Here is a 14,321-nt window from a genome sequence, read left to right as displayed (position 1 = left end):
CAAGGTCAGTATTCATAGCCAGGAACAGCTTAAACTGGAACCAAGAGAAAAATACTTGACCATCTAGGTGTCACTAACTATCTGAGTCCTACTGTCCTGATCACTGCTATATTAGCGTTCTGGGTTGTTAGTTCAACTTAAACAAACTTAGTTGACTCGGACTTGTTTAAATATTAAAACTGATTCATCTACCCCAAATACTTAAAATGATGCTTGATAAGAGCAATCTGGGTTCTACCCCAAATAACAACCAACCTGAAGGAAAAGCCAGCCTGTGGACGGCAGCAGAATCGGCTAACCCCTTTCGCCAAAATGAAGGATTAAACAATCTTAATAATGATGGTAACGCCGTCCCTAACGAACAGTCCTGGAGTAGTGATATTGTGCCTAGCAACGCTGCCAAAATTAAAGTTATTGGTGTAGGGGGAAGTGGCGGAAATGCCATTAACCGGATGATTGATAGCGAGGTCTCCGGTGTTGAGTTTTGGGCCGTCAATACCGATGCCCAAGCCCTTACTCAGTCTAAAGCATCTAAACGCCTTCAGGTTGGTCAAAAACTGACCAGAGGTTTGGGAGCTGGCGGAAATCCGGCGATCGGTCAAAAAGCCGCTGAAGAGTCCCGCGATGAAATCGCCCAAGCCTTAGACGGTGCCGATTTGGTATTTATTACCGCTGGTCTAGGTGGCGGCACTGGTACCGGTGGCGCTCCTATTGTCGCCGAAATAGCCAAAGAAGTTGGAGCCTTAACTATTGGCGTAGTTACCCGTCCTTTCACCTTTGAGGGACGGCGACGCATTTCTCAGGCTGATGAGGGAATTGCCGCCCTTCAAACTCGCGTTGATACCCTCATTGTGATTCCTAACAATAAGCTCCTGTCCGTTATTAATGAGCAAACCCCTGTACAGGAAGCCTTCCGCTATGCTGATGATGTATTGCGCCAGGGGGTTCAGGGTATTTCTGATATTATTACCATTCCCGGATTGGTGAATGTGGACTTTGCTGATGTCCGCGCCGTTATGGCTGATGCCGGTTCCGCTTTATTGGGTATTGGCATTGGTTCTGGTAAGTCACGAGCGCGCGAAGCTGCCTTAACTGCTATTTCTTCCCCCTTATTAGAGTCCTCCATTGAGGGAGCGCGGGGAGTTGTATTTAATATTACTGGAGGTTGTGACCTGACCTTGCATGAGGTCAATGCTGCCGCCGAGACCATTTATGAGGTCGTCGATCCTAATGCTAATATTATTTTTGGAGCCGTCATTGATGAACGGATGCAGGGTGAAGTCAAAATTACCGTCATTGCCACCGGGTTCACCGGTGAGGCTAAATCTACTGTTCCCCAATCCGGCAGAGAGGTTCCTTTGTCTCGACCCATAACTTCTATTCCTCAGCAGCGTACTATACCCACTCCCGCTCCTGAGCCACCACCTCAACCCCAGGAACTTGATATTCCTGATTTTCTCCGCCGCCGCCGTCCGCCTCCTGGTCGCTAGAGCATCAAAAATTCCCATCCCCCCTCAACCCCTCTGATTATCGGGGGTGGAGGGTTATTTGTGGGAATTTGGCGCTCAGGGTCATCAGTACACCAAAAGTTAAGCAATAATTAAACTCTGAGCCGCTTTCCGGATCTGAGGTTAGCTTGTAGGTATCAGAAGGGAAATTTATAGTTGCCATTTAATTATGTCTAGCACTTATAAAAACGGACACGCTTTGGTAATTGGGGTTGGTCAAGATTTACCCAACACGGTTAATGATGCTAAGGGTTTAGCTGCCATTCTCACCGACCCTTCCAGATGCGCCTATCCACCAGAACAGGTGACATTATTAGTTAATGAAAAAGCCGATCGCCTTCAAGTATTAGAAGCCTTAGATAACCTAGCTAAAACCACCAATTCCGAGTCAACTGTAGTGATCTATTTTTCCGGTCATGGTTATCAAGTCGCCTCACCTACCGGAGAGTTTTATTATCTCATGCCCTATGGTTACAGTATTAATAAACTCTATCAAACCGCCATTAGTGGTCAGGAATTTGCCGAAAAACTTAAAGCTATTACCTCCCAAAAACTGTTAATTTTATTGGACTGTTGCCATGCGGGAGGGGTGGGAGAAGCCAAAGTACCAGGACTAGAAATCGCTGCCTCTCCTTTACCACCAGAAGCCATCAAGTTATTACAAGAAGGCAGAGGAAAAGCCTTGATTGCTTCCTGTCAGGAAGACCAATTATCCTATGTTTATAAACACAAACAATACAGCGAATTTACCCTAGCTTTAATGGAAGCCTTCTGTGGTTCTGGGGTGGCTAAAAAAGATGGTTCCGTGAGAGTCGCCGATTTAGCTTTACATACTCGCCAGGTCGTCCCCACCCGCACCCAAGACCGACAACACCCGGTTTTGCACTATGAAAAGGCTGATAATTTTGTGGTGGCTTATTACGCCGGGGGAAGCATAGAACCCAAAGGGTTGCCATTTCCCCAAGCCACAGAAGAAGCGGAAACGGAAACGGCGGCTAAGTCTCAACCTTCGGTGGTGTTTGACCAAAAAGACCAAACCGTTGACAATCAAACTAATATTGCTGGAAATGTGGGAGAAATTGGTAAACAGGAAACCCATATTTCTGGGGGGTTTAATCAACCCGGTTGGAAGGTTAGCGGTGATGTGATTCAATCACAGCGAGATGTGGTTATCGGTGCGAAAAAACGGCAAACAAATGACTCGGAAGATGAATAGTAATTGGCTGGTAAATAGTCATGGTAGAATCATCAGAGCTTAATCACACTCCCCTTGAAGATGACACTAATATTACTGGAGGTTTTAATCAACGTACCTGGGAGGTTAATGGTAATGTTATTCAAGGAAGTTCGGTAACTGTTTATTTATCTCCTTCTGCTTATACAATACCCACGGAGAAGGAAACTAAGCCGACTCCATTGGGTGATAATCCTTATCGAGGATTAGATGTATTTAGAGAAGAACATTCTATGTACTTTTTTGGGAGAGAAAAGCAAATTGACCGACTGTGGGAAAAATTCCGCGATTTAAATGAAGATGAATCGGCTTGTCGATTTTTGCCAATTTATGGAACTTCTGGTTCCGGGAAATCATCATTGACGCGATCGGGTTTAATTCCTGAATTGGATAAAAAACCTTTATTCGCTTATCAAAAAGCTAAAATTGCCGTATTATTTCCGACTACTCATCCCCTGGAATCTTTGGCGACTGTTTTGGCGCGAATTGTGACTAATGACCCCTCGCCAGTGGAAAAAACGGCAGAATTTGAACGGGTGTTAAAAAATCGCAGCGATAGGGGAGAGTATGAAGGTTTACGACGCATTGCTAATCAAATCCCCAATATTCATGACTCGCTTCTGGTGGTGGTGGTTGATCAATTTGAGGAAATTTTTACTCTCTGTAAAGACCCTGAAGAAAGGGAGGCTTTTATTAATAATTTACTCTGTGCGGCGAAGGATGCAGATCGACAGACTTCGGTTATTGTCACCATGCGGAGTGATTTCTTGCGGGAAACTCAACAATATCCGGGGTTAGATGGGTTATTTTCTACTAATGGCTTTTTGGTGCCGAGTATGCAGCCAGAAGAGCTAGAAATGGCGATCGCCAAACCCGCAGAACTCGCCGGACATAGCCTCGAGCCTGCAATCATTAAACTATTAATTGAACAAACCCAAGGAAGGGAAGGCGCTCTCCCATTGCTTCAGTTTGCATTACAACGCATTTGGGAGGGCTTAGAAGATGGTAGAGAACCCGCAGAAACCTTAGAAAAAATTGGAGGGGTGGGGGGTGCTTTAGCGGGAGAAGTACAACGTTTATATGAGTCCCTAACTCCAGAAGACCAAATATTAGCGCGTCGCATTTTTATAGCTTTAGTCAACCTAGACGAGTCCGAAAAAACCACCCGCCGCCGCGCTCCAGTCTCCGAATTAATTACCAATAAACAGGAAGAACCCGCCATAAAATCAATTATTAGGCGTTTTTCCGCCAGAGGTGTCCGTTTCCTGTCTACCTCCCAAGACCCCCAGCGAGGTGAAACTCTGGAAGTCACCCACGAAGCGTTAATTCACAATTGGGATAAGCTACAAGGTTGGTTAAGTGAACGTCGCGAACAATTGCACCAAAAGCAGAAATTCGAGCGATATGCAGAGGAGTGGCGTTCTCAAAATAAATCCCCAGATTATTTGTTACAAAGTCGCATTCTTAGGGATGCTCAGGAGTTTAGCAAAACGGCTGCTCAGGAAGTGGCATTATCTGAGTTAGCCACGGAATTTATTAAGGCTAGTCAGCGACAAAAATATCTGAGGATATCACTGCTATTTGTGTTTCCATCCATAGCAGTCTTGTTTATCATTCATTTATCTTTGATCTATTTGACAGAAAGACTTTTAGCTGAGGAAAATTGTCAGCCTACTCCCATATTAAAACATTTATTATGGTATCGGCTCAAAACTGGTGAAAATAATTTGGAAAGAATTTCTCTCTGTGGTAAGTATCTCAATGGGATTAATTTTGAAGGAGCCGAACTTTCAGGAGCTAACTTTCAAGAAGCTAGGCTAAATGGTGCTAATTTGCGTGAAGCAGTGTTGCTGGATGCTAATTTACAGGGAGCAAGACTTTACAAAGCAGATTTATATAATGCTTTTCTTATTAGTGCTAACCTAATAGGTGCTAACTTAGAATCAGCTAATTTAGAATCTGCAATAATGCACAATGCTAAATTACAGGGTGCTGATTTACGAAATGCCGATTTACAGAATGCTGATTTACAGAATGTCGATTTACGAGAAGTAGACTTAACACAAACTACAGGTCTTAGCCAACATCAAATAGAGTCAGCTATCCTGTGTAATACAAAATTACCTGATTATTTGTTGTCAGTAGAATCAAAACATCTGGAAAATAGAGATTGTCATAGATTCAATTAACCATAAAAAATTAGTTAATTATGAATATATTTAGCATAGCGTTGAGAACTACCAGAAAATTTTGTGTTTCGTATTTCAATTTTTCTACCATCTCTAAGTTGATATATACCATCAGGCATTTTTTCAAGAAAATCAGAACTTTCTATCTCGATATCTTCAGATGATTGTGTGGTGTGAAACTCTCCTAATGCTTCGGCTGCTAAGGCTGCTACTTTTTCGTCTGCTTCTTGTATAGCCTTGATTAAAATGCGTGTGGCTAACTTTTGATATTTCTGAATCCTAAGCAGGCTTTTGGCGGCGGAAACGTGCTTTTTCAAAATGGGTTGAGGCTCAACACTGGCTAGGTTGTTGATATATGATGATTTGATTTGCTCAATAATCTCCTGATTCCTTAAATTAAAACCAGCTTTTTCTAAGGTGGTTTTGGCGGATTTTACTATGTCATTGACAAGGGATTCCTTAACTGTTTCTGGGTCGTCCCAACTTTTTTCGAGTTCCTGTAAACAAGCCACCAGAGCTAGTATGCCTTCGGTTCTGGGGGAGCGATCGCTAAAATTTTGCCGGCTGATATTTAGCTCAACGGCTTCGATTTCTCCGGCGGCGATTTTGCCCTTTAAAATATTGTCGAAATCATTTAAAATTTCATCGAATTTATTGTTGAGTTTGGGATAATTGTTAGACATAGTGGCTTGACTCCTAGGTGCTGAAATTGTCGGTAAAGTTGATTGATATGTTTCTGGTTCTATGCTGTGACTGTGCCAAGTATTTGATAAGCCATGATCTGAGGCTTTATCCGGTACATAACTGGCTGCTGATGGACTGTCACAATCACAATTGAGAGCGGCTGATAAAGCGGGATTAAAAGTATCATCAGCCTGGGAATAATCGATGATTTGAGAGTGGGATGCTACCTGATTACTAACCTGTCTGAGGGTAGCAATGGCGTTCCCAGCATCAACTAAGCCGTAACCTGTGGCTAGGTCGCGACCGGGACCGGCTGTTGGTTGGCTGAAATGGTAATTAGCAAAACCCTTGACTACATCGATCGCACTTTTCTCTAAAATCCTTTTAGCCAACGCCGGAGATAAACCGGGATCCAACTGTTTTAATAACGCACAAACCCCCGCCACTTGGGGCGCAGCCGCTGATGTACCACTAAAAGCCGCCCAGCCATCATTGGCTTCGGTTCCATCCTCAAATTCAGCACAGGCGATATCAGTCCAAGAGCCAGGCGGCACAGGTAGCATAATATAGGCGGCGTGGGGGCGCTGTCCCACCAACCCACAGACATCGGGAACCTGTCGCCCTCGATAAACTGGACTGTAGAATGCACTGGAATAGTTACTCGCTTCTAACTCTCCCTTTGTGGGTCCGTTAAGATGCTTATAAACTCCCCCAGCAGCGATCGCATCTGGGTGTTGAGCCGGAAAAGACCAGTGACCATTTCCCGCCGAAAAAATCACAGTTATTCCCCGCCGCACCGCATCGGCTACTAAGGTGGCTAAGACCTTATTATAAGGTGAAAGTTCCGAACTTCTCTGATTTGAACCCCAGCTACAGGAGATAATATCAGGTCGTTGAGCGATCGCCGTCCTGAAAGCAGCAATAGAATTAACATTGCGGGATTTACCAGCGATCGCCACATCAGCTTTAACCATGATAAAATCAACTCCCGGAGCCACTGCAAATAAATTAGCAGATTCTCCAGTTCCGTGACCGTTTGCATCAATATCTTTATCCGTCGAACCCGGGGCGAGAATCACCTGACCCTGATAGTTATGGTGAGTAAAAAACGGGTGATTATACCACCCAGAATCCACCATTACTACTTTCACACCCCGACCGTCAATTCCCCCATCATGAGTCTGGTTGGCATTTAGAGCCTTGGCTAAACAATCGGGTACAGATAAATATTGCGAGACTGCTGGCGGCGGAAAAGCAGAGGGAACATTCGACCCCAAATAAGAAACAGGCTCATTAATGGCTACCCCTACCAGTTCTGTATTCCAACTGCTTTGAGAAATATCAATTTCCCCAGAGGGTTTATCATCAACCGAATCAATAAAATGAGCCGTGCTAGGCTGATAAAACTCTTTAATTACCTGATATTCAACATGGGCGAGAGTCGTCTGGAAAGACTGCTCATAAAGCTCAGGAGAGCCGGAAATACTGATAGATGCGCGACCAATGGAGAGGACATTAAATCCGGTACTCTGGAGCCTTTCTGCTGTGTATTCAATCAGCCGCGGATCAGCATCAAATTGGGTGACATTTTCACTGGTAACTAAGGTGGGCGTAGAAAGCAGAGACTCTCCCGATGCCGATCGCACTACAGCTTCAGCATAGACCAGATCTGGGAGTTCCCGCTTAACTTGCCCATCCATATTTTTGGGATGCTAAAATTACTACCCAACACTCCCATTATCCCACATTTAATCAGCCATCAGTAATGATGTTAAAAAACTTTACATTAACTCTCGAATCTGATCCAATAGTTCAGTCATGGAAATCCGACCCGATAGAAATTTGAGGGTGAGATTTTGAGTCAACCCCTGTAAGTCTGTGGGGATATGTTGAATTGGGTAACTGTTGGCGTTGGTGTCACTAGAACTATTAAATAAACCCGAATTATCTAAAACAAGAATCGGCGGAATAGTTAAATCATCGCGCTGAGAATTACCCAGGTTAACTAAAGCCTCTAAAGCGTTTCGGAGAATGGGAAAAGTTTGCTGGCGGACACAAAACAGCAATAAATCCACACTTTCAAACTGTAATTGTTGCATAATTTCTTCCCAGGTTCTCCCCATAGTTCCCCGAAATCCTGCTTTTTGTAGATACTGAATCAACGCTTGCTCAATTTTGCTGGTTCGGTCAGCCGGGGGATAAAAATTAGCAGTTTGATTATTCCCCTGAGAATCGACGTTTACTAAGTCTGGTAATGTCAACAAATCCACCACCAAAATATGAGATTTCCAACTGATCCCCGCCGCCACTTGAATCACCTGTAAAAGACCTGGGTCAGCTTGTCGCCTCCTAGACCCCATAGAAGTCTGGCTAATTTGAGGTAATAGACAGGGGAAAACGGATAATCCTTTAATTTGATTAGCTGCTTGAGTTGTGGGTGTGTCTAGGGTGACTATGGGAAGATTAGCTAGATGTTTTTCATCTTTCAATTCCAGCAAAAATGCCATGGGGTCATCAAGGTGATTAATAGACTCTAAAACCATAACATTAGGATGCCAAATTCTCGCCAGTAGTTCCGCCTGACCTAAATCATCAGCTTCCAAAATACGACAATGGGAAGTTTGAGAAGTGTCGTGAGTTGTTGGAGGGTGGAAATTCTCTGCTAAACCCTGGTTTAATTCGTGGTCAACTGGATTTAACCACAGCACTGTTAATGTCTTGAGTGGGACGGTCGAGGGGGTTTTTTCCAGTTTATTAATGACTAACTGTAAATCGGACTTCTGCACAGGTAAACTCAGAAAACCATCAGAGGCAGTTTTTAGCGATCGCTTTTTGTCTCCTAAAGTGGCTGTAATAAATACAGGAATTTCGCTAGTATCTACATCAGTTTTCAGCAAGGTTAGTACATCCCAACCTGATAAAAGTGGCAGTAAAGGATTGAGAAAAATCATCCGAGGTTGCAGCCTTCTGGCTTTTTCTAAGGCCTCGGTTCCAGTCCTGGCTACAATGGCTCGATACCCTAATTTGGTGAGTTTATCACTCAAATCATCAATATATTTGGGGACGGCTTCGACAATCAAAATTAACCGAGATTGTCCCTGGGTAGTGGGACGAGATAAATTGGTTTTAGGGTATGGAGAGGATGGATAAACGTCGGCTTTTTCCCAGTCTAATTTATCTGATTTCCAGCCGTTTACGGGAGGGACGGGAGGCAAAAGTAAGGTAAACTCAGTACCTTTTCTTTGGTGGGAAATAAAGCTAATATCTCCACCATGAAGCCGGGCTAATCTTTGACAGAGAACTAATCCTAAACCTGTGCCTTCAAATTGACGATTTAGGGGACTTTCTAGCTGTTGGAACTTTTCAAAAATCAGATGTTGTTTTTGCTCGGGAATGCCAATACCTGTATCCCAAACTGTAAACACGACCCAATCCTCCCAACGGTTAACCCGTAAACCCATATAACCACCATCAGGAGTAAATTTAAAGGCATTAGAAATTAGGTTAATTAGCATCTGGCGTAGACGCAATTCGTCGGCTTCAATAGTTTCTAGTCCGGGTTCGATTTCGATGCTAAATTTTTGGCTACCTAAGCTAGATTGACTATCCTTAATATCACCCTGCTGGTGCAGGTGCAGGACGGCTTCTAAAGCGCGATCGCAGACGGTTTTAATGTTTACACCTTCGGGAGTTAGTTCTAACTGTCCAGTCTCAATGCGGGTTAAATCTAAGATATCATTAACCACCATCATCAGATGTCTTCCGCTTTGGTGGATCAGTTTGGCATATTTAGCTTGGCGATCGCTTAATTCTCCCAAGGCTTTATCTTTCAGCAAACTAGACAACCCCAAAACCGCCGTTAAGGGAGTTTTCAGTTCATGGCTAATACAGGCTAAAAACTCATCTTTGAGTCGATTTAGTTGAATTAAATCGGCATTTTTAGCGGTCAATTCTTGAGCCACTCGATATTGTTCGGTGATATCCTGAGCAATAATTAACCACCATTTATCAAAGCATTCCGTTAGACTTGGCTGCACCAAAGTTCGGCGAGTAAATTGCCACACTCGCTGCTGTTTCGATTGTGGACAAATACAGATATATGTTTCCCCATTTGATCCGCTATCGCACCAGTTAGGGATATCGGGGGTACACTCACCAAACTGGGTAGTGTTGAGGTTAACCGCTGTAGTTTGGGAGATGGAGGACTCTGGTGGCGAGGAAGCCATGGTAGAATGATTAGACTGGCTGCTGATACCGACATCGGTTGTAGTGGGGGTAGTAACCCATTGATTGACTGTTTCGGCGGCTTGTTGTAAGACTTCTGGCTCATTTCCGACCTGTTGCACCCAAGCCCTATTTTGACCCAAGATTTCCCCATTTTGGGTTTGAATCATCATGGGTAGTGGCAATTGGTCTAGGAGTTGCAACAGAGAACCCAGAAACGAATCAAACCCCCCTTTCTGCACTGATGACTGATATTTCGGAAATTGGACCGGTTGACTAACTATATATGGCAGCAGTTTGGCTAAATCAATCAGCCCTAAAAATTCCTGATTTTGATTAATGATAGCCAGAGCGGGCAGACCCTCTATTTTATGATCATTACTGGAATGATGGGGATGCCATCCTAAATCATAACCAATTTGCTGCAAAGAAGCCAAAAATTCTGGCCAATCTAAATAAGCCGGGATTAGAAGTAAGGGTTTAATTAGGCGATCGCTTAGATCTGCTAGGATGACTTTTGTTAATGGCTGTTTTTTATTTTTCGGGGAAAATAAATAGGTAGTTAAACTATGCAGATACACTACCCCAATCGGATATTGGTCTTGGTTAACAACCACAACACAATCATGATCGCCTTCTGAGAATACCGACCACAACTCATCAACTGTAATGTCCTGGCAACAAACAGGCACTCTCCTGATGATTGTGGGAAGAGAGATTAGAGAAGACATGAAAAAACTTGAACCCCAAACTGGTTTGGTCGTAGATACCTATGAAATAATTTTCAGAGGAACTACTCCCGCTAATTTATTTTAACCATGAACAATGGCTAACTTAAAATTTAAGTATTTTCTTAATGTTTCCTAGCTGACATCCTCAATCATTGAGTAGTCATAAGTTCATAGAGAAATTCTTAAATTTAATGATAGGCGCGGGAGATTTTTCTATGAATCGTGACAGGGGGCTCAAGCCGTTAGTGACTATGGTTCCGTTGATCCCTTGTTGGTGTCTACTGGGTGCAAGCCGCCTTGACCGTTGTACTGGGGTGGTATACTGACCTCAGTTCAATCAGCTATAACTTAAATTATGGGACAGGGAGATTATAGTCGTCAACAACCATATTTCCATGATCCTCGGGTGCATAAACCCATTGAGGATATCTATGCTGATTTGGATAGCTGGACTTATGAAATTGATAAAAGCCAACCATCAAGATTTAATACTGTCAGCTTTTATGTAGTGTTACCCCCAGTTTTTTATCAAGGCAGATTTATCAAAGGATTTTATTATAGTGAATCTGTGGATTTGCTTAATCATGTATTGCCGAATTTATCCCGTTATTTCTTCTCGTTGGCTTACTCTATGTGGTGTTCCTATCCTTGGTCACAAACTGCTGATGCTTATTCCTGTTTGTATAATAACCCCGATCGCGCCCGGTGGTTTTTCCGAAATAATGCGGTTGATAAAGTCTTGATAACTTGCTACAATTCCGATTTTATTAATGAGTATATTATCGCCCCGAAACCCATAGAAAAAAAAGATATTGATTTGCTCTGTGTATCTCGGATTGCTCCCGAAAAAAATTTGCCGATGATTGCTAAGGCTTTAAAAGTTTATCGCCACAAATATCAACACCAAATTAAACTATCTTTAATTGCTGGAGACCGTAATATAGATTTTGCCAACTTTGATAATAATGATGATATTACCCGGAATATTTTGGCAGAAATTAAATCGATATTAGGGAATCCCTGGGATTATATTAACTTTATTAATTATGGGAATCCTTATCAAGAAATGCCTCAATATTACTCGCGGTCAAAGGCTTATATTTTGGGGTCATTATTGGAGGGAAAAAATCGCAGCCTGAGTGAGGCGATGAGTTGTAATATTCCGGTGATTTGTTTTCAGGAGTTTAATCAATATGCAAGGGGAGGCGATCGCCTTTTTCCAGAAGCAGCGGGTTTATGCGCCCAATTTGACCCGGAATCCCTAGCGGATACCATTTATCAAGTATTAGCCAATCCGGGAAGATTTCAGCCCCGATTAAGCTATTTAAAATATCGAGGGAGAAAGAACTTTTTTAATACCTGTCTGACCGCCTTTCCCTATTATCAACAATCCATTCCCGACTACCACCATAACTCACCCTTTCATAGTCTGTGGTTAGATTTAGCCATTCAGGACAACTATCAAATGAGTCTATATGATTTTCTATATGGACGATCTGAATATTCCCATCTCAGAGGTCTGGTGAATATTTATAAACATCTCAATCAGTGGTTAGGCTGGCTACAGGGTCAAATCAATCGAAAATACCCGGGAATTGTGACGAATAACCAACCCGGTTGATTTGGTCAAATCCCCCATGGGTGGCACTTGCCAAATGTCTCCGATTGTGATATAATATGCTGGCTTGACCCAAAGGATATGATTGGATAAGATGACTAACGAAGCAGCCCAGGTTTGTCCGATTTGTGGGGTAAAAATTGTCAAAGCCCCCGGAGGCGATCGCGTTTTATTTTCAGTAGGAGCCCCCGGAACTAGAGCCAGATTATGGGCGCGGGTGTGTCAATTTGTGAAAAAACCAGGCTGCATCAATTCCGACCCAGCATTAATTGGAGAAACCAAACCCACAGACCCCTATCAACCCAAATAAATCCCCCTTTTACCACCAACAAAATTTACGTTTTCCATTAGGTAAAATAGTCCGCCAGTTAGTGCGTGCTAAAGCCAACTGTTCATCCCCCACCGTACAACCTCTAAGATTCGCACCGCATAAATTAGCACCTCGCAAATTAGCGCGAGTCAGATATGCACCCTGCAAATTAGCACCTCTCAAATCCGCCTTTTCCAGATTAGCGGTACTCAGATAAGCATTTTCCAAATTAGCATTTTTAAAGTTAGCCTCAGTCAATCGTGCGCGGCCAAAATTGGCATCTTTCAAATCAGCATTTTGAAAATTAGCACTACTCAGTCGCGACTGATAAAAATTAGCACCTCTCCATTTTCCCCCCGACAAATTTAAGCCACTCAATTCACAATCGCCAAAATCTCGGTGTCCCTTACTAAAAGCACTCCGAAAATTCTTCTCATTCCAATTGCTAGGAATATAAGTTCCCTGAGTCGATGGGGTATCACTATTGAGCATAGTTATAGGCGCTCCCTGAGTAGCACTCAATCCCCCTCCCATAGGTCGTTTATGTACAGAAATTTCGGTAACTTCCCGTCGTTTTTTGCGTTCTCGGCGTTCCCGAATCAATTTCGCTTCCCTTTGGGGAGCAGTCATCATGATCGAGGTTTGATCATCCTTATAAATAGTTGGTTCTTCGGGTGGGTCTGGTGTAAATTCTGTGGCTATAGGCTGAACGGACATATTACCAGATAAATCATCCTCTACATCATCCTGATGATCAAGAGCATATAAAACATCTTTGGCGGACTGATAACGCTGATAAACCGACACCGCCAACATTTTTTCTAAGACCAAAGCAAAAGCATTACTGACATGGGTATGTTCTCGCCAGTAAACCTCTCCGGTGGTCGGGTTATGTTCCAAAGCATTAGGAGATTTACCCGTCAGTAAATAAATACAAGTCATCCCCACCGCATAAATATCACTAGCATAAACAGGTCTTAAAGACATCTGTTCCATGGGAGCAAATCCCGAAGTTCCAATGGCAAAATTAGTAAAAGCAGTTTCTCCGGTTCCCATCATGGTCGCCTGACTTACCTTATCCTTAACCGCGCCAAAGTCAATCAGCACTAAACGATTATCCTGACGGCGACGAATAATATTAGCTGGCTTAATATCCCGGTGAATCACCTCTTGAGAATGGATATAATCCAGCAGCGGTAAAATATCCCGCAGAAACTCCTGAGTTTGTTGTTCGTTATAAGCTCCATTGGCTCGCACTTCCTGTTTTAGGGTAAAACCATCAACAAATTCTTGGACTAAATAAAACTGTTGTTTCCCGACAAAGTAATCTAAAAGACGGGGAATTTGGGGATGATCACCAATTTTTCCGAGAGTTTTCGCCTCCCGCTGAAAAAGCTGTTGTGCCATTTCCAGAACTTTTTTAGAAGTGGCAGAAGGTCGCAATTGCTTAACTACACAAGCAGGATAACCGGGAAGGGATAAATCTCGGGCTAAAAATGTAGCTCCAAAACCTCCCTTACCAATAGGTTTAACGACTAGGTAGCGATTTCGTAACCGTAGCCGGGAACCACAAGCCTGACACTTGACAGCCTCGTTAGGGTTTTCGGGATTAGGACAACTGGGATTAGTACAGTAACTCATGGCGGTTGGAGATAACTCAATTTAAGATTAACGTCAGACCGCGAATTCGTGTAAGTAGCTATCTATATAGCAAGGCACGGGGAACTCTTAACAGCAGGTCAAAGGATTTGATCTTAGAGATTTCAGGAATAATATTCGATATCCTAACTCTGTAGACCTAACTACCATTCTAGGACAATTAA

Annotated in this window: 8 protein-coding genes; 5 read left to right on the top strand and 3 right to left on the bottom strand. The window is 43.1% G+C overall.

Annotated elements, in window-relative coordinates:
• Window positions 1–206 precede the first annotated feature (206 nt).
• From ftsZ to P5674_RS04635, 3 genes are all read left to right on the top strand, one after another.
• Complete coding sequence (ftsZ, locus tag P5674_RS04645) at window positions 207–1,490, top strand: cell division protein FtsZ (protein ID WP_006620261.1); 1,284 nt, start codon at window positions 207–209, stop codon at window positions 1,488–1,490.
• A 187-nt stretch (window positions 1,491–1,677) separates the two neighbouring features.
• Window positions 1,678–2,724 (top strand): caspase family protein, encoded by a 1,047-nt coding sequence (locus P5674_RS04640; RefSeq protein ID WP_006620260.1) that lies wholly within the window; start codon window positions 1,678–1,680, stop codon window positions 2,722–2,724.
• Window positions 2,725–2,744: 20 nt separating this feature from the next.
• Window positions 2,745–4,931 carry an nSTAND1 domain-containing NTPase gene (locus P5674_RS04635; RefSeq protein ID WP_315669831.1) on the top strand — a complete coding sequence of 729 codons (2,187 nt, stop codon included), beginning with the start codon at window positions 2,745–2,747 and terminating at the stop codon, window positions 4,929–4,931.
• A 14-nt stretch (window positions 4,932–4,945) separates the two neighbouring features.
• Here the strand turns inward: P5674_RS04635 and P5674_RS04630 are convergent, their stop codons facing one another.
• On the bottom strand, window positions 4,946–7,315 hold the full coding sequence (locus P5674_RS04630; RefSeq protein WP_315669830.1) for a S8 family serine peptidase: 2,370 nt from the start codon (window positions 7,313–7,315) through the stop codon (window positions 4,946–4,948).
• Window positions 7,316–7,396: 81 nt separating this feature from the next.
• The gene (locus tag P5674_RS04625; RefSeq protein WP_014276908.1) at window positions 7,397–10,570 is read right to left on the bottom strand and encodes an ATP-binding protein; all 3,174 of its coding nucleotides are present in this window, start codon (window positions 10,568–10,570) and stop codon (window positions 7,397–7,399) included.
• Between the two features lie 355 nt (window positions 10,571–10,925).
• Between P5674_RS04625 and P5674_RS04620 the strand changes: the two genes are divergently transcribed.
• Window positions 10,926–12,191 carry a glycosyltransferase gene (locus tag P5674_RS04620; RefSeq protein ID WP_014276909.1) on the top strand — a complete coding sequence of 422 codons (1,266 nt, stop codon included), beginning with the start codon at window positions 10,926–10,928 and terminating at the stop codon, window positions 12,189–12,191.
• Window positions 12,192–12,282: 91 nt separating this feature from the next.
• Window positions 12,283–12,498 carry a hypothetical protein gene (locus tag P5674_RS04615; RefSeq protein ID WP_014276910.1) on the top strand — a complete coding sequence of 72 codons (216 nt, stop codon included), beginning with the start codon at window positions 12,283–12,285 and terminating at the stop codon, window positions 12,496–12,498.
• A gap of 9 nt (window positions 12,499–12,507) precedes the next feature.
• Here P5674_RS04615 and P5674_RS04610 read toward each other — a convergent pair whose 3' ends face one another.
• A complete protein-coding gene (locus tag P5674_RS04610) occupies window positions 12,508–14,139 on the bottom strand; it encodes a serine/threonine-protein kinase (protein ID WP_315669829.1) in 1,632 nt (543 codons plus the stop codon).
• Between the last annotated feature and the right edge of the window lie 182 nt (window positions 14,140–14,321).

It is taken from the genome of Limnospira sp. PMC 289.06 (assembly GCF_032350395.1).
GTDB lineage: Bacteria > Cyanobacteriota > Cyanobacteriia > Cyanobacteriales > Microcoleaceae > Limnospira > Limnospira platensis.
Note: the sequence above shows the minus strand (reverse complement) of the source record. Positions and strands in the feature narration are given on the sequence as shown.